Here is a 20651-nt window from a genome sequence, read left to right on the forward strand (position 1 = left end):
GTCAGCGACCGTGCTCGAAGTCCACGGCGCTGTACGCCTTGAGCTTGCCGAGTCGGTGGTGGCTCTCGATGACGCGGATCGTGCCGCTCTTGGAGCGCATCACGAGCGAGTGCGTCGTGGCTCCGCCCGCGCGGTACCGGACGCCGCGCAGCAGCTCGCCGTCGGTGATGCCGGTGGCGACGAAGAACACGTTCTCGCCGCTCACGAGGTCGCCGGTGTGCAGCACCCGCCCGAGCTCGTCGCCCGAGGCCGCCATCTTGGACTTCTCGGCGTCGTCGCGGGGCCACAACCGGCCCTGGATGGTGCCGCCGAGGCACGTGATCGCGCAGGCCGCGATGATGCCCTCGGGCGTCCCGCCGATGCCGAGCAGCAGGTCGACGCCGGTGTCGGGCCGCGCCGCCATGATCGCGCCCGCGACGTCGCCGTCGGAGATGAGGCGGATGCGGGCGCCGGTGGCCCGCACCTCCTCGATGATCTGCGCGTGCCGCGGCCGGTCGAGGATCACGACCGTGACGTCCTCGGGCGTCTCGTTCTTCGCCTGGGCGACCCGGTCGATGTTCTCGGCCACCGACAGCGTGATGTCGACGGCGTCCGCGGCCTCCGGGCCGGTGACGAGCTTCTCCATGTAGAACACCGCGGAGGGGTCGTACATCGAGCCGCGCTCGGCCACGGCCATCACCGCGACGGCGTTGGGCTGGCCGTTCGCGCACAGGCTGGTGCCGTCGATCGGGTCGACCGCGACGTCGCACTCGGGGCCGGACCCGTCGCCGACCTGCTCGCCGTTGAAGAGCATGGGCGCGTTGTCCTTCTCGCCCTCGCCGATCACCACGACGCCGTTCATCGACACCGTGCCGATCAGGGCGCGCATGGCGCCGACCGCCGCGCCGTCCGCGCCGTTCTTGTCGCCCCGGCCGACCCAGCGGCCGCCGGCCATCGCCGCAGCCTCGGTGACGCGCACCAGCTCCAGCGCCAGGTTGCGGTCGGGGTGCTCCGGCGTCACCTGCAGGGCCTGCGGCAGCTCGGCGGACTCGGTGCGGTCGTCGGGCATGGTTCTCCTCGCGTCGGTCGGGCGTCGGTCGGGCGTCGGTCGGGCGGGGGCCGCCCCCCGGGAGAGCGCGCACGCCGATGCTAGCGGCCGGGGGTGATCGCGCCCCCCGTCACGAAGCCGGCGGCGATCGGCGACCATAGGAGCGTGAGCAGCGAGCCCGGTGCCGTGGACGGTCAGCCGACGGTGCGACCCGACGACGAGCTCGAGCGCGCCCGCGAGCTGGCCGCAGTGCGGCGGGCCCGGCGCGCTCGCGCCCCGTGGACCTCGATGGTGCTGTCGCTCGCCGTCGTGCTGGCCATCGTCGTGGTGCTGGTGCTCATGGTGCCGCGGGTCAACGGCGTCACCCAGCCGCCGGTCGACGTCGGGCTGGGGGCGCGCGTGGCCGCCACGAAGGTGGAGTTCACGCCCTCGGTGCCCACCGGACTGCCCCAGGGCTGGCGGGCGACGAGCGTGCGCACCACGCGTTCGACGGCCGACGTCATCACCTGGCACGCCGGCTACCAGAGCCCGAGCAACCAGTACGCCGCCGTCGAGCAGGGTCAGGACGCACCCCGGGCCTGGGTGGCGCAGCAGACCAACCACGGTCGGGCTGACGGCACCCAGCAGGTGGCGGGCCAGACGTGGCAGCGCTACTCCGGCGGACGCAACGTCCAGAACAGCCTGGTGCTCACCAGCGGCAAGGTCACCACGATCGTCACCGGCACCGCGTCGTTCGACGAGCTCGCGGTGCTGGCGGCCAGCCTGCGCCCGGCTCCCTGACGCTCAGCCCCCACCCCCCGCGCCCTCTCGTGGGTTGACCGCGGGGGCCCTCCCGTGGGTTGACCGCGGGGGCACCCTGTCGCCATAGGTTGGCAGCTGGGGCACCCAGTCGCCACGAGTTGTGGCAGGAGAACGCCCCAGTACGCGCGCTACTCGGACTCGGACTGGGACTCGGAGTCAGACTCGGAGTCGCGCGCGCGGTCGAGGCGGGCGCGGGCGCCGTCGAGCCAGCGCTGGCAGCGGTCGGCCAGGGCCTCGCCGCGCTCCCACAGGGCGAGCGACTCCTCCAGGCTCGTGCCGCCTGCCTCGAGGCGCCGGACGACGTCGAGCAGCTCGTCGCGGGCCTGCTCGTAGCTGAGCTCGTCGAGCGGGTCGTCGGCGGGCTTCTTCTTCGCGGCTGGCACGTCGGCACCCTATCCGGCGAGGTCGGCTCCATCGGCGCACCGTCCGTAGGCTCGGGGACATGAGCGCACCCCTCGCCCGCCGGGCTACCGCCGCCGACGTCGCCGAACTGGTCCGCCTACGGGGTGTCATGTTCGCGTCGATGGGCGAGTCCCACGACGGGCTCTGGGTGCACGAGTGCCACCGCTTCTTCGTCGAGCACCTGGGCGGCGGCCGGCTGGCCGCCAGCGTCGTCGAGGCCCCGGACGGCGCAGGGCTGGCCGCGTGCGCCGTGGGCATGGTCGACCTGCGCCTGCCGTCGCCCACGCGCCGTGGGCCCGTGGGTCACATCAGCTCGGTGGCCACCGATGAGCGGTGGCGCCGCCGCGGCTTCGCGCGCGCCGCGGTGAGCGACCTGCTCGGTTGGTTCGTCGAGCAGGGCGCGGGCCGGGTGCAGCTGAGTGCGAGCAGGGACGGCGAGGGCCTCTACCGCTCGCTGGGGTTCGCCGAGCGCCGCCAGCCGACGCTCAGCTGGCAGCCAGAGGGCTGACTCTCCCTGGGGGTCCCGACGTGTCGATTGCCCCGAGACCGGCAGCAACCGGGTGCGCCAAGTCCGCTCGTGGCCCACGAGAGGACATCTCGAAGGGTGTGTCTCAACATTCGTCGTAGGGTTCCGAGGTGCGAAGAGCAATCGTCCTGGGCGGCAACGGGCAGGTTGGTAGTGCGTGTTCGCGGCAACTGGTCTCGGCAGGTTGGCAGGTCACGTCCACGGGGCTCACCGAGCACCGTTTCCCGCACGATCTACGGGACGCCGGTGTCACGTTCATCCAGTCCGACCGCTACAACGCCGACGACCTCCACGATGTGCTCCGTCGAGGTGCAGAGGTCGTGGTCGACTGCGTCGGATACACCGCGGCCCATGCCCGACTACTTCTTCCGTTCAGTCACAGCATCGGGTCGATGGTGTTCATCTCAAGCAAGGCCGTCTACGTCGACGATCAGGGCCGACACTCCAACTCCGATGTGCCTCCTGAGTTCGGTGCTCCGGTGACTGAGGAGCAGCCGACGGTGGCGCCGGCCTCGGATATCGACTACGACTCCCGCGAGGGATACGGGCGCAACAAGGTGGCTGCTGAACAGGTTCTGCTGGACTCTGACCTGCGGGTCAGCGTCCTGCGGCCTTCGCGGATTCACGGTGTTGGGGCCGCACGCCCGCGCGAATGGGTCTTCGCCAAGCGTGTGCTCGACCGTCGATCGCACGTAGTGCTCGCTCATGCAGGCCGGGGACTCAACCACCCGACCGCAGCAGTCAATCTGGCCGCGCTCGTAGAGTTCTGCGCGATGAACCTGGCACGCGCATCCTCAACAGCGCAGACCCCGACGCACCGGACGGCCTGACGATTTCTCGGATCATCGCGGCGCATCTGGAGCACTCGTGGAGTGAGGTGCTGCTGGACTCGACCGCACCGGCTTGCCTCGGTGATCACCCGTGGAACACGATGCCGCCGTTTGTTCTGGACACTTCTGCCGCCCAACGGCTCGGGTTCGTCCATGTTGGGGACTATGCGGCCACGGTAGCCGCAGAGGTCGACTGGCTCGTCGCCGCTGCGCGCTCCGGTGACCCCGCTGCCATCCTGCCCCGGCCGCACGACCCGTTCTTTCTGCCCTTCTTCGACTACGCCCGGGAGGATGCGTGGTTGGCAGGACGTGCACAAGACATCCGGATCTGAACGCCCGGATCTGCCGCGACGAGCGGGCCAGAAGATCATCCGGATCGGAGGGCGCCTCGTCAGCCGTCGACCGTCGCGCGGACCTCACCCTGCGCCACCCGCAGGCGCAGGTGCTCGCCAGCGCGGACGTCGTCGGGCGAGCGGACGACGGCGCCGTCGTCGCGTTGCACCACGGCGTAGCCGCGCTCGAGCGTCGCGGCGGGGGAGAGCGCCCTCACCTGGGCGGCGAGGTGGACGACGGAGTCGGCCGCGCGGTCGAGCCGGGCGCTGACGGCGGTGCGGGCGCGACTGCATGCGGCGAGCACCTCCTCGCGCCGCTGGTCGACCATCGTCGTGGGCGCGGCCAGCACGGGGCGCGAGCGCAGGTGGTCCAGGCCGGTCTGCTCGGCGTCCACCCGGTGCGCCACGGCCCGCCGGACGCGAGCGCGCGCGGCAGCGACCCCGGCGCTCTCCTCGGCGACGTCGGGCACGACGAGCTTGGCGGCGTCCGTGGGCGTGGAGGCCCGGACGTCGGCCACCAGGTCGAGCACCGGCGAGTCGACCTCGTGACCGATGGCGCTCACGACCGGCGTCACCGCCGCGGCCACCACGCGCACGAGGGTCTCGTTGCTGAACGGCAGCAGGTCCTCGAGCGAGCCGCCGCCGCGGGTGATGACGATGACGTCGACGTCGGGGTCGGCGTCCAGCTCGCGGACGGCGGCACAGACCTCGGTGACCGCGTTCGGACCCTGCACGGCTACCTCGCGCACCGCGAACTCCACGGCGGGCCAGCGGCGGCGGGCGTTCTCGACGACGTCGCGCTCGGCCGCGCTGGCGCGCCCGCAGACCAGGCCGACGCGGTGGGGCAGGAAGGGCAGCGGTCGCTTGCGGTCCGGCGAGAGCAGCCCCTCGCTCGCGAGCAGCCGCTTGAGGTGCTCGATGCGGGCGAGCAGCTCACCGACGCCGACCGGGCGGATCTCGTCGGCGCTCAGCTGCAGCGTGCCGCGGCGGGTGAAGAAGGTCGGCTTGGCGTGCACGACCACGCGCGTTCCGTCGGCGAGGCCGCCGTCGAGGCGTGCCAGCACGCGCACGTTCGCGGTGACCGACAGCGAGAAGTCGACGTCCGCGTCGCGCAGGGTGAGGAACGCCGTGGTGGTGCCGGGCCGCTGCGACACCTGCACGACCTGGCCCTCCACCCACACGGGCGGCATGCGGTCGACGTACTCGGCCATCTTCGTGCTGAGCAGCCGCACCGGCCACGGGTGCTCGGCGGTGGTCTGCAGCGCCTTGGCCGGGATCTGCCGCACGGGTCGCGCCGGTTCGGCTGCGCTGGACGTCACCGCGCCAGCCTACGCAGGGCGGCCCTCGAGCCGAACCCGGTCGCGGACGGCGTGCTGCGGCTCGCCGCCTACCATGGAGGGGTGACTTCTCCCCAGCAGCCCACCGGCAAGCGCGTCCTGCTCGCGGCCCCCCGCGGGTACTGCGCCGGCGTCGACCGCGCCGTCGTGGCCGTCGAGAAGGCACTCGACCTTTACGGCGCGCCCGTCTACGTCCGCAAGCAGATCGTGCACAACAAGCACGTCGTGGCCACGCTCGAGAAGCGGGGGGCGATCTTCGTCGACGAGACCGACGAGGTGCCCGAGGGCGCCACCGTGGTGTTCTCCGCGCACGGCGTCGCACCGACCGTGCACGAGGAGGCGGCCCGCCTCGCGCTGAAGACGATCGACGCCACCTGCCCGCTGGTCACCAAGGTGCACCAGGAGGCCAAGCGCTTCGCCGGCGACGACTTCGACATCCTGCTCATCGGCCACGAGGGGCACGAGGAGGTCATCGGCACCGCGGGCGAGGCGCCGGCCAACATCCAGCTGGTCGACGGGCCGGACGACGTCCCGAACATCACGGTGCGCGACCCCGAGCGCGTGGTGTGGCTCTCGCAGACGACGCTGTCGGTCGACGAGACGATGGAGACGGTGCGGCGGCTGCGCGAGCGCTTCCCTGCGCTGCAGGACCCGCCCAGCGACGACATCTGCTACGCCACGCAGAACCGCCAGGTCGCGGTGAAGCAGATCGCCCCGCAGGTCGAGCTGATGATCGTGGTGGGGTCGAAGAACTCCTCGAACTCGGTGCGGCTCGTCGAGGTCGCGCTCGAGCACGGCGCGGCCGCCGGCTACCTCGTCGACTATGCCGACGAGATCGACGAGGCCTGGCTGGCCGGCGTCACGACGGTGGGCCTGACCAGTGGCGCGAGCGTTCCCGAGGTGCTCGTCCGCGACGTCCTGGCCTGGCTCGCTGAGCGCGGGTTCGGTGAGGTCGACGAGGTCGTCTCGGCGCAGGAGAGCTTGCTGTTCTCGCTGCCGCGCGAGCTGCGCCGCGACCTCAAGGCGGCCGAGGCGCTCAAGGCCGCCGCAGGCGCCGACGCCCTCACCTGAGCTGCGATCTCGCGGCTGCCGGGTCAGCCGGCGTCGCGCTGGTCGTCGCGCCGCTCGACGCGGCCGTTGACCAGCTCGAGGTCGTCGATGAGCTCGACCGCGGTGAGGGTGCGCGGCGTCGACTCCAGTGGCTCGACGCTGGGCAGCGGCTCGCTGGTGAGGTCGAGGTCGTTCATCCGCCGGGCGGTGACGAGCACCCGACGCTCGAGGGTGCCGACGAGGGCGTTGTAGTCCTCGACCGCCCGGTGCAGGGTGCGGCCGAGCTTGGCCGAGTGGCTGCCCAGCGTGGCGAGCCGCGAGTACAGCTCGCGGCCGACCTCGAACAGCTCGCGGGCGTTTCCGGCCAAGGCGTCCTGCTGCCAGGTGAAGGCGACCGTGCGCAGCAGCGCCATGAGCGTCGCCGGTGAGGCCAGCACCACGCGACGGGCCAGGGCGGCCTCGTGCAGGCCAGGGTCGGCGTCGAGCGCCGAGGCGAGGATCGCGTCGCCGGGCACGAAGCAGACCACCATCTCGGGCGTGGGGGAGAACGCCTCCCAGTAGGCACGGCCGGCGAGCACGTCGACGTGACCGCGCAGCGCCTTGGCGTGCTGGCCGAGCAGTCGCGCGCGCTCGTCACCCTCCGCCGCTCCGGCGTCCAGGAACGCCGTCAGCGGGGCCTTGGCGTCGACCACGAGGTGCTTGCCGCCGGGCAGGTGCACCACGAGGTCGGGGCGCAGCACGTTGCCTCCTGGCGCCGTGACGCTGGGCTGCTCGGTGAAGTCGACGCGCGCCAGCATCCCGGCGTGCTCGACCACGCGGCGCAGCTGAGTCTCGCCCCAGGTGCCGCGAGTGTTGGACGAGCGCAGCGCACCGGCCAGCGCCGACGTCTGCTCGCGCAGCGCCTCGCCGGACGCCGCCACCGCCGCCACCTGCTCGCCGAGCCGCGAGTACTGCTCGACGCGGTCACGCTCGAGCTGGGCGACCTGCCGCTCGACGCGGGTCAGGCTGTCGGCCAAGGGGTGCAGCACCGCCGCGATCTCGCGTTCGTGCCCGCTCGTCGCCTCGAGGTCGACGATCCGCTCGCGCAGCAGGTCGCGCTCGCTCTCGGCGACCGCTGCGGCCGTGCCGAGACGCGCGCGCGTCACGAGCACGCCGACCACACCGCCGAGCACCCCGCCGAGCACGAGGGCGACGAGCAGGCTGACCACCGTCGAGACGTCCATGCCGATCACGGTGCCAGGCGGCACCGACAGCGGGGCGGCGCCACGACGGTAGACTCTCGTCCTCGTGGCCCTCACCATCGGAATCGTCGGACTGCCCAACGTCGGCAAGTCCACCCTCTTCAACGCCCTGACGAAGAACGACGTGCTCGCGGCGAACTACCCGTTCGCGACGATCGAGCCCAACGTCGGCGTCGTCCCGCTGCCCGACGAGCGGCTCACGAAGCTCGCCGAGGTGTTCGGCAGCGCCCGCATCCTGCCCGCCACGGTGTCGTTCGTCGACATCGCCGGCATCGTCAAGGGCGCGAGCGAGGGCGAGGGGCTGGGCAACAAGTTCCTCGCCAACATCCGCGAGGCCGACGCCATCTGCCAGGTGATCCGCGCGTTCGACGACCCCGACGTCGTGCACGTCGAAGGCAAGGTCGACCCGTCGTCCGACATCGAGACCATCAACACCGAGCTGATCCTCGCCGACCTGCAGACCCTCGAGAACGCGGTGCCGCGCCTCGAGAAGGAGGTCAAGGGCAAGAAGACCGACAAGGCGGTGCTCGACGGCGCCGTCGCCGCCCGCGGCATCCTCGAGCGCGGTACGACGCTGTACGCGGCTGCGGCGTCCGGTGAGATCGACCTCGCCGACGTCCGCGAGCTGTCGCTGCTGACGAGCAAGCCGTTCCTCTACGTCTTCAACGTCGACGAGGCCGGTCTCAGCGACGACGCGCTGCAGGCGCGGCTGCGCGAGCTGGTGGCACCGGCCGACGCGATCTTCCTCGACGCCAAGGTCGAGGCCGAGCTCGCCGAGCTCGACCCCGAGGACGCCGCCGAGCTGCTGGCCGGCATCGGCCAGGACGAGTCCGGCCTCGACCAGCTGGCCCGCATCGGCTTCCACACCCTCGGCCTGCAGACCTACCTGACGGCGGGGCCGAAGGAGGCCCGCGCCTGGACGATCCGCAAGGGCTGGACGGCGCCTCAGGCCGCCGGCGTGATCCACACCGACTTCCAGCGCGGCTTCATCAAGGCCGAGATCGTGTCGTTCGACGAGCTCGTCGCCGCTGGCTCGATGGCCGAGGCCAAGTCGCGCGGCAAGGTGCGCATCGAGGGCAAGGACTACGTCATGGCCGACGGCGACGTGGTGGAGTTCCGCTTCAACGTGTGAGTCGACCGAGCCCCGCCGGGGGCCGGCGGCCGGCCCCCGCTAGTCGGCTCTCACGCGTCGGGTGTCGTGGGCCCACATCGCGATCTCGACGCGGTTGCGGGCGCCGAGCTTGGTCATCAGCGCTGCGACGTGGGACTTCACGGTGCTGAGGGCGACGTAGAGCTCGGTGGCGATCTCGGCGTTGGTCCGGCCCCGGGCCACCAGCGCGAGCACCTCCTCCTCGCGCTCGGTGAGCGGGTCGATGGGCTGAGCCGGCACCACTGGCGCCTGGTCGGCGAAGGTCGCCAGCAGCCGGCGGGTGACGTTGGGGGCGATCAGCGCGTCCCCGTCGGCCGCCGCGTGGATGGCCTGCACGAGGAGCTCCGGACCGGCGTCCTTGAGCAGGAAGCCGCGAGCGCCGGCGCGCAGGGCCCCGAGCACGTACTCGTCGAGGCCGAACGTGGTGATCACGACGACCGCCATCGGGTCCGTCACGTCAGGGCCGGCCAGTCGCCGTGTCACCTCGACGCCGTCGAGGCCAGGCATCCGGATGTCGACGAGGAGGACGTCGGGCCGCAGCCGGGTCGCCAGGTCGAGCGCTGCGAGGCCGTCTGCTGCCTCACCCACGACCTCGAGGTCGGGTTGCGCCCCGAGGATCATCACCAGCCCGGCGCGGACCAGATCCTGGTCGTCGGCGACGACGACACGGATGCTCATGCCGGCGCCTGCACCGGCAGCACGGCCTCGACGAGCCAGCCACCGTCGGGCCCCGGCCCGGCGCTGAGCGATCCGCCGAGGAGCTGGGCGCGTTCGGCCATGCCCAGCAGACCGAAACCAGGGTGCGGGGCTGGCCCCGGCCCCGTCTGTCCGTCGTCGCTGACCCGCAGCCTGACGGCGTCGCCCTCGCGGCGGACGTCGATCCCGACGCGGGTCGCACCCCTGGCGTGCCGGACGGCGTTGGTCAGCGACTCCTGCGCGAGCCGGTAGAGCGCGGCGTCCACGGGTCGGGCCAGCGGGGGAAACGTAGCGTCCAGCGAGACCTCGACAGTGGGCGTCGCGTCGGCGCGCGCCAGAGCAGGCAGGTCCGCGACCCCCCGCTGCGGTGCGTACGCGGCGGCTTCCTCCTCGCGCAGCACCCGCACCATGGATCTCATCTCCGCCAGGGTCCGCGACGCTTCGGACTCGATCGCGGCCAGGACCTCGGCCGCCTTCTCCGGCTGGATGCCCGCGACCACGCCCCCGGCCTGCGCCTGCACCGCGATGGCCGAGACGTGGTGGGCGACGGTGTCGTGCAGCTCGCGCGCCAGCGCCACTCGCTCCTCGTTGCGGATCTCACGTTGTTGGCGATCCCAGAGGGCCGCGCGGTAGCGGAACACCGCCGCGAGAGCGACGACCAGCAACAGCAGGGCGGTCCCACCGAAGACGTCGGCCCAGCCCGCCGAGGAGGCGTTCATCCCCAGCACGACGACGATGGTGACGAACGGCGCCCCCAGCGCCAGCTCGCGTCCCGAGCCCCAACGCGCCAGGGAGTAGAGCAGGATCAGGACGGCCATCATGGAGTCGAGGCCGAGGTCCCCGGCGTGCAGGATCAGCTGGAGGGTCGAGAGCACCCCAGCGACGCCCCACCCGATGAGCGCGGCGATCAGCGGGCGGCTCCGCCGCCAGAGCAGGGCCGGCGTCAGCGCCAGGGCGAGCACCGTCACCAGAGGGCGCCAGGCCATGCCCGGCCGAACGGCCGCTTCGACCACGGCGGCCGCCGCGAAAACGCCCACCAGCAGCCAGTCGAGCCGGCCGATAGGTGGGGCGCCGGCAGGCCGCGGCTCGTGCCAGATGGAGCGCCGGGCGGTGAGCACGGCTCCAGCGTAGGGATCGGCGCGCCTCGGCGTACCCCCCGAAAGGAGGAGAGGAAGACCCCACCATCGGCCAGGCGAAGCCCGGCCTGCGGGCCGAGGTGCCAGGTGCCCGGGCGCAGCGATCGTGGACCTCCCGATCCCTCACGACGACGGATCTCTCACGACAAGGGAGCCCACGATGAGCACACCCCAGACCACCACCACACTGCAAGAACAGCAGGTGCCGGTGCGATACAAGCTCGCCGCGACGTGGACGAGCTTCATGTTCCTGTACGCCTACGTCGACATCCTCAACTTCTTCACCCCCGGCGTCATCGAGGACCTCCTCAACGGCAAGGTCTTCGAGTTCGACCTCTCTCAGACCTTCTCGACGTCGGCGCTCATCCTCGTGTCCATCCCGATCTTCATGATCGTGCTGTCGATGACGCTGGCCGCACGGGCGAACCGCACCACGAACCTGGTCGTGGCCTCGCTGTACGTCCCCGTCACGGCGTTCAACGTGGTGGGCGAGTCCTATCGGTACTTCTACGGGCTGGGCGTCGCGCTGGAGCTGGTCCTTCTCGCCCTCGTCGTGCGGTACGCCTGGACCTGGCCCCGCACCGACGTCACAGCACGCGCCGAACGGCTTCCAGCGTCGTCTCGGGTGAGTCGTTGAAGCACAGCGGCACGCCCGGCTGGAGGGCCACGACCGTGTTCACGACCCGCTCGAAGACCGCGGTGTACTCGTGCGAGGTGCGCATCCCCGATCCGATCTCGATCACCTCGAAGGCGCGGTCGGCCGCTTGCGCCCGGACGACCTCCTCCGCGGCATCAGCGTCGGCCGGGACGAGACACGGGGTGACGTCGAGACCAGCGGCCCGCAACGCGGCGTCGGCGTCAGCGATGCGCGCCCGGAGCGTGTCCGCGTCCTGGCCCGGCCAGGGGGAGAAGTCGATGACCGCTGGGTCCATGCCGATCAGGAGCACCTGTGGCTGCTGCATCGTTGCAGGCTACGACGTGGGCGCTCGCAACGGGTCGCGTACTCACCGACCAGCTCACGCGCCTCCCTAGACTGTGCGTGTGTCCGCCGCCGGACCTGGGGCGAGCTCGCCCGGACGAAGGTGTGACGTCTCCGGCAGCCCGAGGTGCACGGCGAGATCATCAACTGACTCTTTCGACCAGAACGGTGGCGGCACGATGAAGCTTCTCCTGACCTCAGGCGGCGTCCGCAACGACAGCATCCGCGCGGCGCTCGAGCGGATGCTGGGCCAGCCGATCTCTGACAGTCGCGCCCTCGTCGTGCCCACGGCGCAGTGGGGTCACCCGATGTGCGGCCCGGCGTCGGTGCGCGGGCTGGTCGCCGCCGACCCCGCCTGGGACTCCTTCACGGGGTTGGGGTGGGCCTCCCTCGGCGTCCTGGAGCTCACCGCGTTGCCGTCGATCGGCGCCGAGCGGTGGGTGCCGTGGGTGCGCGACGCCGACGTCCTGCTGGTCGACGGGGGTGAGGTCACTTACCTCGCCCACTGGATCAAGGAGTCCGGGCTCGCCGAGCTGCTGCCGTCGTTGCCCGACCTGGTGTGGGTCGGGGTGAGCGCCGGCAGCATGGTGATGGCGCCTCGCGTCGGTTCCGACTTCGTTCACTGGTCCGGCGCGCCGGACGACCGCACCCTCGGCGTGGTCGACTTCTCGATCTTCCCCCACCTGGACCTGTTCCCCGACAACACGATGGCCGACGCCGAGCGCTGGGCGGCCGAGATCGGCGGCCCCGCCTACGCGATCGACGAGCAGACCGCGATCGCCGTCGAGGACGGGGTGGTCGAGGTCGTCTCCGAAGGGCAGTGGCGAGCGTTCGGGGCTGACGGCGCCGTCCGGTGACGATGAAGGCTGGGCAGCCGACCTGACGCTGCAGGGCGGTCAGCCCGCGTCGGCCCAGGCGGTCATGGTGGTGTCGATGCCCTCGACGAGCCGGCGGTAGCTGCGGTCGATGTCGGTGGGCAGCCCGAAGCCGCCGTTGGTCTCGAGGTCGACGAAACCGTGGAGCGCGGCGCGCAGCGCCCGGGCCGCGTCGATCGCGTCGTCGCCCGAGAGGCCGTACCCGCTGAGCGCGGCCAGGACGACCTGCAGGACGGCGGCCGCGGCCTGCTCCTGCTCGACGTGCTCGCCGGTGGGCGCGCTGACGGTGGCGGCGTAGCGGCCCGGGTGAGCCAGGGCGTACTCGCGGTACGCCTCGGCCAGCGCGAGGAACGCCTGCCGGCCCGACTTGCCCAGCACGGCGGACGTCATCGCCGTCGCGAGCTCGCGCAGAGCCAGCGCGCTGACGTCCAGGCGCAGGGCGTCGAGCGAGCTGATGTGCTTGTAGAGGCTGGGCAGCTTGACGCCGAGCCGCGGCGCCAGGGCGGCCAGCGACAGGCTGCTGAACCCGACCTCGTCGGCCAGCGCTGCGGCCTCGGCGACCACCTTGGCCGGGGTGAGCCCGGCCCTAGGCATCGGCGAGCACCCGGTGCGCGAAGGCCACCAGCGCGGGGTTGACCTGCTGCGGCTCCTCCGCCTGGGGGTAGTGGCCCGCGCCCTCGACCAGCAGGTGCTCGGCGTCGGCGAGGTGGTCCACGATCCACTCGGCCTCGGCCGTGGCGTCCGGGAAGTCCGGGTCGGCGGTGCCCATCACCACCAGTGCGGGGGATCGGACCTCGTTGAGGCGCGCCTCGACCGGGGCGTGGCTCGTGCGCGTCGTGGCGGTGAAGGCCTTCGCGTAGCCGGGACGGCGCATGCTGGCCCGGATCGCCGCCCGGTGCTCGGCGAAGTCCGCCGGCTTGCGGCCCGGGTACAGCGAGGGCAGGTAGGCGTTCCAGACCGCCGGAGCCCACGGGCCCGACATCGCGACGCGGAAGGCCCAGGCCATCAGCGGATTGAGCGGCACCTCGCGCACGAACGGGCCGAGCAGGGCCAGCCCCGCCACGAGGTCGGGGCGCTCGGCGGCGGCCCACACGGCGGCCGCGGCCCCCATCGAGTTGCCCACCAGGAGGGCCGGCCCACCCAGCTCCTCGACGAGGGCCAGCACGTCGCTGCCTGCGGCCGGGTCGTCGTACGCCGAGAACGTCGCGTCGCTGTCGCCGTGCCCCCGCAGGTCCATCGTCGCTACGCGGAAGCCGGCGGCGGCCACTGTCGCGGTGGTGAAGCGGAAGCTGCTGCGCAGCTCGCCCATGCCGGGCAGGCACACCACGAGCGGCCCGTCGCCCAGGACGTCGTAGGCGAGGCGTCCTTCATCGCGCTGGAGCGTGCGGACATCGGACGGGGCGGAAGGGCCGAAGCGAGGCGGGCTAGTGCTCATGTCTGAAAAGCTAATGCAAATAGCCAACAGGCGTCAAGGCGTAGCCAGAGCTCACGATCGGCGAGACCGGATCTGCTCGACCAGGATGTCGCCGTGCCCGGCGTGCCGAGCGAGCTCCGCGACCAGGTGGGCGTAGACGTACCGCAGGCTCACCGGTCCCCGGTGCCACGGGAACTCCTCGTCGAGGTCGTGGCTGGCCGCGACGGTCCGCGAGTGCTCACAGGCGGCGAGGAACGCCGCGCGCACCGAGTCGACGGTGTCCTGCGGGTCCAGAACGAAGCTCTCGTCGACCGTGTCCGGCAGCCCGAGCTCGGCGCGGGGCACCCCTGCGACGCGGGAGTGGAACCACACCTTCTCCACGAAGGTCGCGTGCTTCACCAGGCTCAGCGGCGTCGTGAGCGAGGGCACGAGGCGGGCGCGCGCTTCGGTGTCGTCGAGGTCGGCGAGCAGCGCGGCGACCTCCTGCCGCTGGTGGTCGAGCATCCGCTCGAGCGTGCGCCGTTCGTCGGCCACGAAGGTGTTCACGCCGCCAGGCTAGGGCGCTGGCGGAGCCCGCACTGAGACACTGGTCGACCAGCGGCCGAGAATGTCGGTCGGTGCTGTCGATGCGAGCCAGGTTCGTTCGTCACGGGGGTGAGGTCGCACCCCGCGACCCCACCACACCCAGGAGGACCTACCGATGAGTCGTTACCTCGTGCTGCTGCCCGCACCCGAGGCTGAGTGGGCGAAGCTGCCGCAGTCCGACCACGAGAAGGGCATGCGCTCGCACGCGCAGTTCCAGGCCGACCTGGAGGCCGGCGGCCACGAGCTGCTGGCCGTCAGCCCGCTCGAGCCCTCGGCGATGGCGACGTCCATGCGCCCGGACGGCGGCGGAGGGGTGCTGGTGACCGACGGCCCCTTCACCGAGTCGGCGGAGCAGATCGTCGGCTTCTACCTCGTCCGCAGCGACGACGAGGCCGACCTGCGCGCGGCGTGCGAGCGGTTCGCCGCTCGAGGTGAGCTCATCGAGTTCCGCCGCCTGGCCGAGTGACTGGGAGCGAAGGAGAACGTCATGAGCGAGTACATGGTGATCATCGTCGGCGACGCCGACCGCTGGTGGACGTCGATGAGCCTGAAGGAGCGCAAGGACGCCTACGCCGAGTACGCACGCTTCGGTCGCGAGCTGGAGAGCCGCGGACACAAGATCAAGGGCGGCGCCGAGCTGCACCACAGCGCCGAGGCCAAGTCGATCCGGCCCGGGAGCACCGTGGTCACCGACGGCCCGTTCACCGAGACGGCCGAGCAGGTCGGCGGGTTCTACCTCGTCGAGAGCGACGACCTCGACGACCTGCTCGAGTGCTGCACGATCATCACCGGTGTCGGCGACGGCATCGAGGTGCGACGCACCGTCGACCCCGCCGAGCGGCCGTCGTGACCCGCTACGTCGTCCTCGTCGCCTACGAGGCGGGGGAGTGGGAGTCGGCGTCAGAGGCGGTGCGGCAGAAGTACTTCGACGCGCACCACGCCTTCGAGAAGTACGTCGACGCGCACGGACGCCGGCTCGGCTCGGCGCCGCTCGCCGGAGCCGACACCGCGACGACGATCCGCCACGTCGACGGGCACGTGACCGTCACCGACGGCCCGTTCGTCGAGTCGGTCGAGCAGGTCGGCGGCTACTACGACGTCGAGCTGCCCGATCTCGACCACGCGATCGAGGCCGGCCGCCTGCTCCCGTCGTCCTACGCGGTCGAGATCCGCCCGGTGGTGGCGATCGAGGGGTACGGGCGGGAGTGAGCGACCCTCAGGTCGTCCTCGCGGCGGTCGTGCGCGAGGAGTGGGGCCGCCTGGCGTCCCTGCTCCTCGCGCAGTTCCGTCGACTCGACCTCGTGGAGGACGCCCTGGGCGACGCGGTCGAGGCCGCCACGCGCCGCTGGCCGGTCGACGGCGCACCGGACAACCCGGCGGCGTGGCTGCTCACGACGGCGCGCCGCCGGGTGATCGACCGCGTGCGTGCCGAGTCGATGGCGCACCGCAAGGTGCCCCTGCTCGTCACCGACGCCGAGCACCGTCAGCAGCAGCTGGCGGCGATGGCCGACCCAGGTGGTCTCGTCGAGGACGACGTGCTGCGCCTGGTGCTCATGTGCACCCACCCGGCGCTGGCGCCGGAGTCGGCGAGCGCGCTCGCGCTGCGGCTCGTGCTGGGCGTCAGCACCCCTGACATCGGGCGGTTGTTCCTGGTCAGCGAGGCGACGGTCGCGGCTCGCATCACCCGGGCCAAGAAGAAGATCGTGGCCGCTGGCATCGCGTTCGCCGTTCCCGGCGCTGACGTGCTGCCCGAGCGGCTGGAGTCGGTGGCGCGCACCGCGTACCTCGCCTTCACCGCCGGGTACGCGCCGGGTAGCGGGCCCGACCTGCTGCGTGCGGAGCTGGCCGGTGAGGCGATCCGACTGGTGCGGGTGGTCGCCGACCTGCGCCCGGACGACCCGACCCCCGCGGCGCTGCTCGCGCTCCTCCTGCTGCAGCACTCGCGCCGGGACGCGCGGGTCGGGGACGACGGCCGGCTCGTGCTCCTCGCCGACCAGGACCGCCAGAGGTGGCGACGCGACGAGATCGACGAGGCGCTGTCGTTGCTCGGCTCTCGCGGGCTGGGAGGTCCGCTGCCGCCGCTCGCCGCGGCGTACGTCGTCCAGGCGCGGATCGCGGCCGAGCACGCGACCGCTGCCACTGCGGAAGCCACACGGTGGCACCGGATCATCGAGCACTACGACGTGTTGCTCCAGCTGGCTCCCTCACCCAGCGCCCAGCTCGCGCGGGCGGTTGCTGTGGCCGAGGCGAACGGTGCTGATGCGGGACTAGCTGCGCTGCAAGGGATCCAGGTGCCGGGCAGCCACCGGGTAGCCGCCGTCCGGGCCGAGCTGCTTGCGCGCCGGGGCGACACTGACGCCGCCCGCGAGGCCTACGACGAGGCGATCGCTCTGTGCCGCAACGACGTCGAGCGCGAGCACCTCTGCGAGCAGCGACGTCGGTTGTCGGCGTCCCCCGGTGGCGGGACCACGACGGCGTAGGTTCGTCACCATGGACCCTCGCGTCAGCTTCATCACCCTGGTCGTGCGCGATCTCGACCGGAGCCGCGACTTCTACGTGCGTGGACTCGGTTGGGCGCCAGAGCTCGACGTGCCGAACGAGGTCGTCATGATCCGCGTCGGAGACAAGCTCGTGCTCTCGTTGTGGCAGGAGGACGCCGCAGTGGGCGAGCTCGGACCCATCGCCCGCGGCGACGGTGCGCCGCCCTTCACGGTGGCGCACAACGTCTCTTCACCCGAGGACGTCGACCGTGTGCTCGCCGAGGCGGCTGCCGCGGGGGCCGCGGCGCCGACCGGTGCGATCGCCCGCGACTGGGGCGGCTACACCGGCTACTTCGCCGACCCGGACGGCTTCCGCTGGGAGGTCGCGTACAACCCTGGTCTCATCGGCCAGTCGGTGCTCTGAGCGACGCCCGTAGGCTGCACGGGACGACGGCGACCTGCGGCGACTGACCGACGCGTGTCGAGGCGGCCCTACAGCCAGTAGGTGTCGTGACGCTGCATGAACGCGTCGCGCTGCGCTTCGGTCATCGGCTCCCCGCGTGCCAGCGTCTCGAAGTAGTCCTCGCGCGGGCCGCCCGGAGCGAACATCAGCAGCATCGATGCGCGGTCGGCGCCGCGGAACCCGTGAACACCACCCTCGGGCACGTAGAAGAAGTCGCCCGGTCGGCCCGTGACCCACTCGCGTCCGTCGTACAACCGCACCTCGCCCGACAGCACGTAGAACTGCTCCGAGATCGAGCGGTGGAAGTGCGGGTCGGGTCCGGACTCGTCGTCCCCGAACGTCCAGCGGTACAGGCCGAACCGCCCCGCCGTCTGGTCGCCGGTGGCGAGGTACTCGCACGTGACACCGCTGCGGTAGGTCACGTCTGGCGGCGTGTCAGGTGTGCGCAGCCAGGCGGTGACCTCACCACCGTCGCCGGCGTAGGTGTCGTCCGGGTACTGGCGCGCCAAGGACATCTGAGACTCCCGCAGGTCGTGTCGAGACGACAGTAGTGGCTCAGCCCGCCTCGCGGGCCGCGCGATGCCGGCGCACGCGCCAGACCACGAACGCGATCACCACCACGACCACGACGACGGCCGCACCCCCGCGGCCCATCGCCTTCTCGACCTGCGCGTACGACGCGCCCGCGAGGTAGCCGGCGACGACCACCGCCGAGCCCCACACGACGCCACCGGTGGCGTTCCAGGCGAGGAACGTCGGGTAGCGCATGTGCGAGGCGCCGGCCAGGGCGGGCATCACGGCGCGGAAGAAGGCCACCCAGCGGCCCAGCAGCACGGCCGCGCCGCCGCGGCGGGCCAGGAAGCTGCGGGCGTCGTCCAACCGCCGTCCGTGCTTGCGCAGGATCTTGAGCTGCAGGATCCGCGGGCCCAGGTGCTTACCGACTTCGTAGCCCACCGTGTCGCCGACGATCGCGGCCAGCACCACGGCGACGATCACCGCCCACAGCGCGACGTGGCCGCGCTGTGCGGCAACCCCGCCCAGGATGGCCGCCGTCTCCCCGGGGATGACGAAGCCGACGAACAGCGCGTCTTCCGCGAAGACCACCGCGGCGACGACGAGGATCACCAGCCAGCCCGGAGCGCCGAGGACTGCGTCGACGACGGAGGTCATGCTCGTCAGCGTACGAGGGCCCCTCTCGCTCGGCGCGTCAGGCGGCGCCCCGCACCGTGAGGCGCCGGTGAAGTGCCGGCTGCACCAGCGCGAGCGACGCGGCCGCCACCGCGACGACGGCCCAGAAGCCCGCCGGGCCCAGACGCGCCAGCAGCTGCGTGCCCGCGAGCGGTGCCACGGCGGCGGCCAGGCCCCAACTCAACCCGTACGTCGACAGGTACCGGCCGCGCGCACCAGCCGGCGCGATCGACACCACCACGGCGTAGGCGTGGCCGATCAGCAGCAGGTCACCAGCGCTCCACACCACCGTGGCGAGGGCGAACGTCGGACGAGACGTCGCCACGCCGTAGAGTCCGAGCCCGATGGCCAGCAGCGAGTAGCCGACCGCCATCGCGAGGAACGGCCGGTACGACCACACCCTGCGGCGCAGTACCAGCTGGCCGAGCGCGATCGTGAGGGCCGACAGCGTGAGCAGCAGGCCAAGCACCGACGGCGCGAGCCCCCGCTCAGCCAGCGTGAGCGGCAAGGTGACGGTGACCTGCAGGTACACCGTCGCGAAGACGGTCCCCACCGCGAGCAGGGCGAGCAACCTGCGGTCGCGCCACGCGCCGCCGGCCGCCTCGTCGGTCTCGTCGGTCTCGCCGCCCTGGTCGGTCTCGCCGCTCTGGGCAGGGCCGCGGCCGGCCGGTGGGGACGCCGTCCGCCGAGCCGACAGGACGGCCGCGACGACGACGGCGCAGGCCAGGCACGAGGTGGCGTCCGCGACGAAGAGCCACCTCAGCCCCAGTGGGGCCAGGACGGCCGCGAGCAGGCCCGCCGCCATGCCCGCCGCCGCGAGCGTCCCGCCGAGCAACCCGTAGGCCGCGGCGTGCTGCTCGCGGGGTGTGCGGTCGGCGATGAGGGCCTGGCTGGGTGGCTCGTAGACCTCGAACGCCAGGCCGAGACCCACGACCCCCACCGCGGCCTGCGGCATCGTCGTCGCCGCTGCGATCCCCAGCTGCGCGGCGGCCGTCCCCACGAGCCCGGTGACCATCGTGGCGCGCGCCGACCAGCGGTCGCAGAGCCAGCCGCCGAGCAACCGAGACGCGATCGTGGCGACGCCGAACGCCGCGAGCAACCGCCCCACGTCGCGCAGGGTCGCCCCCTGCTCGTGCACCAGCACGAGGCTGAGGAAGGGAAGCGAGAAGGCGCCCAACCGGTTGACGGCTCGCGCCACGACCAGGACGCGCACGGTGGTGGGAAGCCCCGCCGTCCGGCTCGTTCGAGAGAGCAGCATGCGCTACCGTTCGGTGACTGGCGACCAGCAATTTGCCAGTCACGTGTTGAGGAACCGTAGGGCTGCTGGAGGTGACTGGTCAAGTGATGTTCGACAGTCACCTGGTGACGCTCATCGACGTCGCCGCAAGCCTGGTGAACCTCCACTCCGGGCGTGACGAGCGCGGCCGCGAGCGGTCGCAGCTGGACGCTGCGGACGCACCTGCGGCGACCGCTGCGGTGCTGCAGCGCGGCGGCGGGCGCGCTCCCCGCGTCACCGCGGCGGACGCGGCGGCGCTGGCCGAGCACGCCCTGCAGTGGCGCACCGTCTTCGACGCCGTCCGTGACGGAGACGACGCGGGTGCGGCCCGAGTGCTCAACCGCCTGCTACTCGAGACCGGCGCGCGTCCGCAGCTCGACCCCCACGCCAGCGGGGGCTGGCACATGCACTTCCACGGCTCCGACGACAGCCTGGCCGTGGGGTGGGCGGCTGGGTGCACGGCGGCGCTCGCCCTGGCGCTCGGCAGCGACCTCGCCGGACGGATGGGAACGTGCGCCGCCGAGCGGTGCGACGTCGTGTTCGTCGACACCTCGAAGAACGGCAGCCGTCGGTTCTGCTCCACCAGCTGTCAGAACCGCACCAAGACAGCGGCCTATCGCTCCCGGTCCGCCGGCTGAGCTCTACTCACGCCTGGGTGTGACCCACTGCTGGACGAGGCGGTGGATGAGGTGGTCTCGTCGGTGTGGGGGGAGGGCTAGGTCGCTCGTGGGTGGGTCTGGTGGGTTGCTGCCTGGTGGGCCTGGTGGGGTGGTGTCCCAGACGACTGTTCCGTTGATGACTTGTGCGGTGGCGCCGGTGGTGTGGGCGTAGCGGTGGTGGAAGCCGCAGAGCAGGCCGGCGTT

27 protein-coding genes are annotated in these 20651 nt (G+C 72.1%); 14 read left to right on the forward strand and 13 right to left on the reverse strand.

The genetic code is table 11. From position 1 onward, the window contains the following. Position 1: 1 nt before the first annotated feature. On the reverse strand, positions 2-1048 hold the full coding sequence (glpX, locus tag ASD06_RS03740; protein WP_056673388.1) for a class II fructose-bisphosphatase: 1047 nt from the start codon (positions 1046-1048) through the stop codon (positions 2-4). A gap of 144 nt (positions 1049-1192) precedes the next feature. Between glpX and ASD06_RS03745 the strand changes: the two genes are divergently transcribed. Then, complete coding sequence (locus ASD06_RS03745; protein ID WP_056673390.1) at positions 1193-1807, forward strand: DUF4245 domain-containing protein; 615 nt, start codon at positions 1193-1195, stop codon at positions 1805-1807. Between the two features lie 149 nt (positions 1808-1956). Here ASD06_RS03745 and ASD06_RS03750 read toward each other — a convergent pair whose 3' ends face one another. Continuing rightward, the gene (locus tag ASD06_RS03750; RefSeq protein ID WP_056673393.1) at positions 1957-2211 is read right to left on the reverse strand and encodes an exodeoxyribonuclease VII small subunit; all 255 of its coding nucleotides are present in this window, start codon (positions 2209-2211) and stop codon (positions 1957-1959) included. A gap of 59 nt (positions 2212-2270) precedes the next feature. Here ASD06_RS03750 and ASD06_RS03755 point away from each other — a divergent pair, with 59 nt between their 5' ends. From ASD06_RS03755 to ASD06_RS19250, 3 genes are all read left to right on the forward strand, one after another. Beyond that, a complete protein-coding gene (locus ASD06_RS03755) occupies positions 2271-2738 on the forward strand; it encodes a GNAT family N-acetyltransferase (protein ID WP_056673397.1) in 468 nt (155 codons plus the stop codon). 128 nt (positions 2739-2866) lie between these two features. Next, on the forward strand, positions 2867-3586 hold the full coding sequence (locus ASD06_RS03760) for an NAD-dependent epimerase/dehydratase family protein (protein WP_200941864.1): 720 nt from the start codon (positions 2867-2869) through the stop codon (positions 3584-3586). A gap of 47 nt (positions 3587-3633) precedes the next feature. Continuing rightward, positions 3634-3918 (forward strand): hypothetical protein, encoded by a 285-nt coding sequence (locus ASD06_RS19250; protein WP_200941865.1) that lies wholly within the window; start codon positions 3634-3636, stop codon positions 3916-3918. A gap of 59 nt (positions 3919-3977) precedes the next feature. Here ASD06_RS19250 and xseA read toward each other — a convergent pair whose 3' ends face one another. Continuing rightward, a complete protein-coding gene (xseA, locus tag ASD06_RS03765; RefSeq protein WP_056673400.1) occupies positions 3978-5237 on the reverse strand; it encodes an exodeoxyribonuclease VII large subunit in 1260 nt (419 codons plus the stop codon). Positions 5238-5318: 81 nt separating this feature from the next. On the opposite strand from xseA, the gene ASD06_RS03770 reads away from it, so the two are divergent. Next, positions 5319-6326 (forward strand): 4-hydroxy-3-methylbut-2-enyl diphosphate reductase, encoded by a 1008-nt coding sequence (locus tag ASD06_RS03770; RefSeq protein WP_056673479.1) that lies wholly within the window; start codon positions 5319-5321, stop codon positions 6324-6326. Between the two features lie 23 nt (positions 6327-6349). On the opposite strand, the gene ASD06_RS03775 is transcribed toward ASD06_RS03770, so the two are convergent. Next, on the reverse strand, positions 6350-7528 hold the full coding sequence (locus ASD06_RS03775) for a DNA recombination protein RmuC (RefSeq protein ID WP_056673482.1): 1179 nt from the start codon (positions 7526-7528) through the stop codon (positions 6350-6352). 64 nt (positions 7529-7592) lie between these two features. Here ASD06_RS03775 and ychF point away from each other — a divergent pair, with 64 nt between their 5' ends. Then, complete coding sequence (gene ychF, locus ASD06_RS03780) at positions 7593-8678, forward strand: redox-regulated ATPase YchF (RefSeq protein WP_056673401.1); 1086 nt, start codon at positions 7593-7595, stop codon at positions 8676-8678. Between the two features lie 39 nt (positions 8679-8717). Here ychF and ASD06_RS03785 read toward each other — a convergent pair whose 3' ends face one another. Both ASD06_RS03785 and ASD06_RS03790 read right to left on the reverse strand, forming a co-directional pair. Beyond that, positions 8718-9374 carry a response regulator transcription factor gene (locus ASD06_RS03785; protein WP_056673404.1) on the reverse strand — a complete coding sequence of 219 codons (657 nt, stop codon included), beginning with the start codon at positions 9372-9374 and terminating at the stop codon, positions 8718-8720. After that, the gene (locus ASD06_RS03790) at positions 9371-10510 is read right to left on the reverse strand and encodes a sensor histidine kinase (protein ID WP_056673406.1); all 1140 of its coding nucleotides are present in this window, start codon (positions 10508-10510) and stop codon (positions 9371-9373) included. The genes ASD06_RS03785 and ASD06_RS03790 overlap by 4 nt, the downstream gene beginning before the upstream one ends. Positions 10511-10688: 178 nt before the next feature. Here ASD06_RS03790 and ASD06_RS03795 point away from each other — a divergent pair, with 178 nt between their 5' ends. Next, positions 10689-11165 (forward strand): DUF6326 family protein, encoded by a 477-nt coding sequence (locus ASD06_RS03795; RefSeq protein WP_056673409.1) that lies wholly within the window; start codon positions 10689-10691, stop codon positions 11163-11165. On the opposite strand, the gene ASD06_RS03800 is transcribed toward ASD06_RS03795, so the two are convergent. Beyond that, a complete protein-coding gene (locus ASD06_RS03800; RefSeq protein WP_056673413.1) occupies positions 11116-11490 on the reverse strand; it encodes a hypothetical protein in 375 nt (124 codons plus the stop codon). The two genes, ASD06_RS03795 and ASD06_RS03800, sit on opposite strands and share 50 nt — an antisense overlap. A gap of 196 nt (positions 11491-11686) precedes the next feature. Here ASD06_RS03800 and ASD06_RS03805 point away from each other — a divergent pair, with 196 nt between their 5' ends. After that, complete coding sequence (locus tag ASD06_RS03805) at positions 11687-12364, forward strand: Type 1 glutamine amidotransferase-like domain-containing protein (RefSeq protein WP_056673416.1); 678 nt, start codon at positions 11687-11689, stop codon at positions 12362-12364. A gap of 39 nt (positions 12365-12403) precedes the next feature. Here the strand turns inward: ASD06_RS03805 and ASD06_RS03810 are convergent, their stop codons facing one another. The 3 genes from ASD06_RS03810 to ASD06_RS03820 are packed head-to-tail and all read right to left on the reverse strand — an operon-like array spanning position 12404 to position 14342. Then, complete coding sequence (locus ASD06_RS03810) at positions 12404-12976, reverse strand: TetR/AcrR family transcriptional regulator (RefSeq protein WP_056673418.1); 573 nt, start codon at positions 12974-12976, stop codon at positions 12404-12406. Further along, positions 12969-13817 carry an alpha/beta fold hydrolase gene (locus ASD06_RS03815; protein WP_056673421.1) on the reverse strand — a complete coding sequence of 283 codons (849 nt, stop codon included), beginning with the start codon at positions 13815-13817 and terminating at the stop codon, positions 12969-12971. The genes ASD06_RS03810 and ASD06_RS03815 overlap by 8 nt, the downstream gene beginning before the upstream one ends. A 51-nt stretch (positions 13818-13868) precedes the next feature. Then, on the reverse strand, positions 13869-14342 hold the full coding sequence (locus ASD06_RS03820; RefSeq protein WP_200941866.1) for a DinB family protein: 474 nt from the start codon (positions 14340-14342) through the stop codon (positions 13869-13871). A 154-nt stretch (positions 14343-14496) separates the two neighbouring features. Between ASD06_RS03820 and ASD06_RS03825 the strand changes: the two genes are divergently transcribed. The 5 genes from ASD06_RS03825 to ASD06_RS03845 are packed head-to-tail and all read left to right on the forward strand — an operon-like array spanning position 14497 to position 17285. Then, complete coding sequence (locus tag ASD06_RS03825; RefSeq protein ID WP_056673424.1) at positions 14497-14847, forward strand: YciI family protein; 351 nt, start codon at positions 14497-14499, stop codon at positions 14845-14847. A gap of 21 nt (positions 14848-14868) precedes the next feature. Next, entirely contained in the window at positions 14869-15231 is a 363-nt protein-coding gene (locus ASD06_RS03830) for a YciI family protein (protein WP_056673426.1), read from the forward strand. Next, entirely contained in the window at positions 15228-15590 is a 363-nt protein-coding gene (locus ASD06_RS03835; protein ID WP_056673429.1) for a YciI family protein, read from the forward strand. Before ASD06_RS03830 ends, ASD06_RS03835 begins: the two co-directional genes overlap by 4 nt. After that, complete coding sequence (locus tag ASD06_RS03840; protein ID WP_056673432.1) at positions 15587-16861, forward strand: RNA polymerase sigma factor; 1275 nt, start codon at positions 15587-15589, stop codon at positions 16859-16861. Before ASD06_RS03835 ends, ASD06_RS03840 begins: the two co-directional genes overlap by 4 nt. A gap of 10 nt (positions 16862-16871) precedes the next feature. After that, positions 16872-17285, forward strand: coding sequence for a VOC family protein (locus ASD06_RS03845; RefSeq protein WP_056673433.1), 414 nt, complete (start codon positions 16872-16874; stop codon positions 17283-17285). Positions 17286-17353: 68 nt separating this feature from the next. Here the strand turns inward: ASD06_RS03845 and ASD06_RS03850 are convergent, their stop codons facing one another. Genes ASD06_RS03850 through ASD06_RS03860 form a run of 3 tightly spaced genes read right to left on the reverse strand, consistent with a single transcriptional unit; the run spans position 17354 to position 19770 of the window. Next, entirely contained in the window at positions 17354-17839 is a 486-nt protein-coding gene (locus ASD06_RS03850) for a cupin domain-containing protein (RefSeq protein WP_056673436.1), read from the reverse strand. A 40-nt stretch (positions 17840-17879) separates the two neighbouring features. Further along, complete coding sequence (locus tag ASD06_RS03855) at positions 17880-18494, reverse strand: DedA family protein (RefSeq protein ID WP_056673438.1); 615 nt, start codon at positions 18492-18494, stop codon at positions 17880-17882. A 37-nt stretch (positions 18495-18531) separates the two neighbouring features. Further along, positions 18532-19770 carry an MFS transporter gene (locus ASD06_RS03860; RefSeq protein ID WP_056673442.1) on the reverse strand — a complete coding sequence of 413 codons (1239 nt, stop codon included), beginning with the start codon at positions 19768-19770 and terminating at the stop codon, positions 18532-18534. A gap of 104 nt (positions 19771-19874) precedes the next feature. Here ASD06_RS03860 and ASD06_RS03865 point away from each other — a divergent pair, with 104 nt between their 5' ends. Beyond that, the gene (locus ASD06_RS03865; RefSeq protein WP_200941867.1) at positions 19875-20426 is read left to right on the forward strand and encodes a CGNR zinc finger domain-containing protein; all 552 of its coding nucleotides are present in this window, start codon (positions 19875-19877) and stop codon (positions 20424-20426) included. Positions 20427-20651 lie beyond the last annotated feature (225 nt).

The sequence above is a fragment of the Angustibacter sp. Root456 genome, assembly GCF_001426435.1.
Lineage (GTDB): Bacteria > Actinomycetota > Actinomycetes > Actinomycetales > Angustibacteraceae > Angustibacter.

Bases quoted from the DNA above. Each gene is read 5' to 3' on its own strand.
- glpX (WP_056673388.1), bottom strand. From the start codon at position 1,048: ATGCCCGACGACCGCACCGAGTCCGCCGAGCTGCCGCAGGCCCTGCAG.
- ASD06_RS03755 (WP_056673397.1), top strand. From the start codon at position 2,271: ATGAGCGCACCCCTCGCCCGCCGGGCTACCGCCGCCGACGTCGCCGAA.
- ASD06_RS03775 (WP_056673482.1), bottom strand. From the start codon at position 7,528: ATGGACGTCTCGACGGTGGTCAGCCTGCTCGTCGCCCTCGTGCTCGGC.
- ASD06_RS03785 (WP_056673404.1), bottom strand. From the start codon at position 9,374: ATGAGCATCCGTGTCGTCGTCGCCGACGACCAGGATCTGGTCCGCGCC.
- ASD06_RS03795 (WP_056673409.1), top strand. From the start codon at position 10,689: ATGAGCACACCCCAGACCACCACCACACTGCAAGAACAGCAGGTGCCG.
- ASD06_RS03800 (WP_056673413.1), bottom strand. From the start codon at position 11,490: ATGCAGCAGCCACAGGTGCTCCTGATCGGCATGGACCCAGCGGTCATC.
- ASD06_RS03805 (WP_056673416.1), top strand. From the start codon at position 11,687: ATGAAGCTTCTCCTGACCTCAGGCGGCGTCCGCAACGACAGCATCCGC.
- ASD06_RS03810 (WP_056673418.1), bottom strand. From the start codon at position 12,976: ATGCCTAGGGCCGGGCTCACCCCGGCCAAGGTGGTCGCCGAGGCCGCA.
- ASD06_RS03815 (WP_056673421.1), bottom strand. From the start codon at position 13,817: ATGAGCACTAGCCCGCCTCGCTTCGGCCCTTCCGCCCCGTCCGATGTC.
- ASD06_RS03825 (WP_056673424.1), top strand. From the start codon at position 14,497: ATGAGTCGTTACCTCGTGCTGCTGCCCGCACCCGAGGCTGAGTGGGCG.
- ASD06_RS03830 (WP_056673426.1), top strand. From the start codon at position 14,869: ATGAGCGAGTACATGGTGATCATCGTCGGCGACGCCGACCGCTGGTGG.
- ASD06_RS03845 (WP_056673433.1), top strand. From the start codon at position 16,872: ATGGACCCTCGCGTCAGCTTCATCACCCTGGTCGTGCGCGATCTCGAC.
- ASD06_RS03850 (WP_056673436.1), bottom strand. From the start codon at position 17,839: ATGTCCTTGGCGCGCCAGTACCCGGACGACACCTACGCCGGCGACGGT.
- ASD06_RS03855 (WP_056673438.1), bottom strand. From the start codon at position 18,494: ATGACCTCCGTCGTCGACGCAGTCCTCGGCGCTCCGGGCTGGCTGGTG.
- ASD06_RS03860 (WP_056673442.1), bottom strand. From the start codon at position 19,770: ATGCTGCTCTCTCGAACGAGCCGGACGGCGGGGCTTCCCACCACCGTG.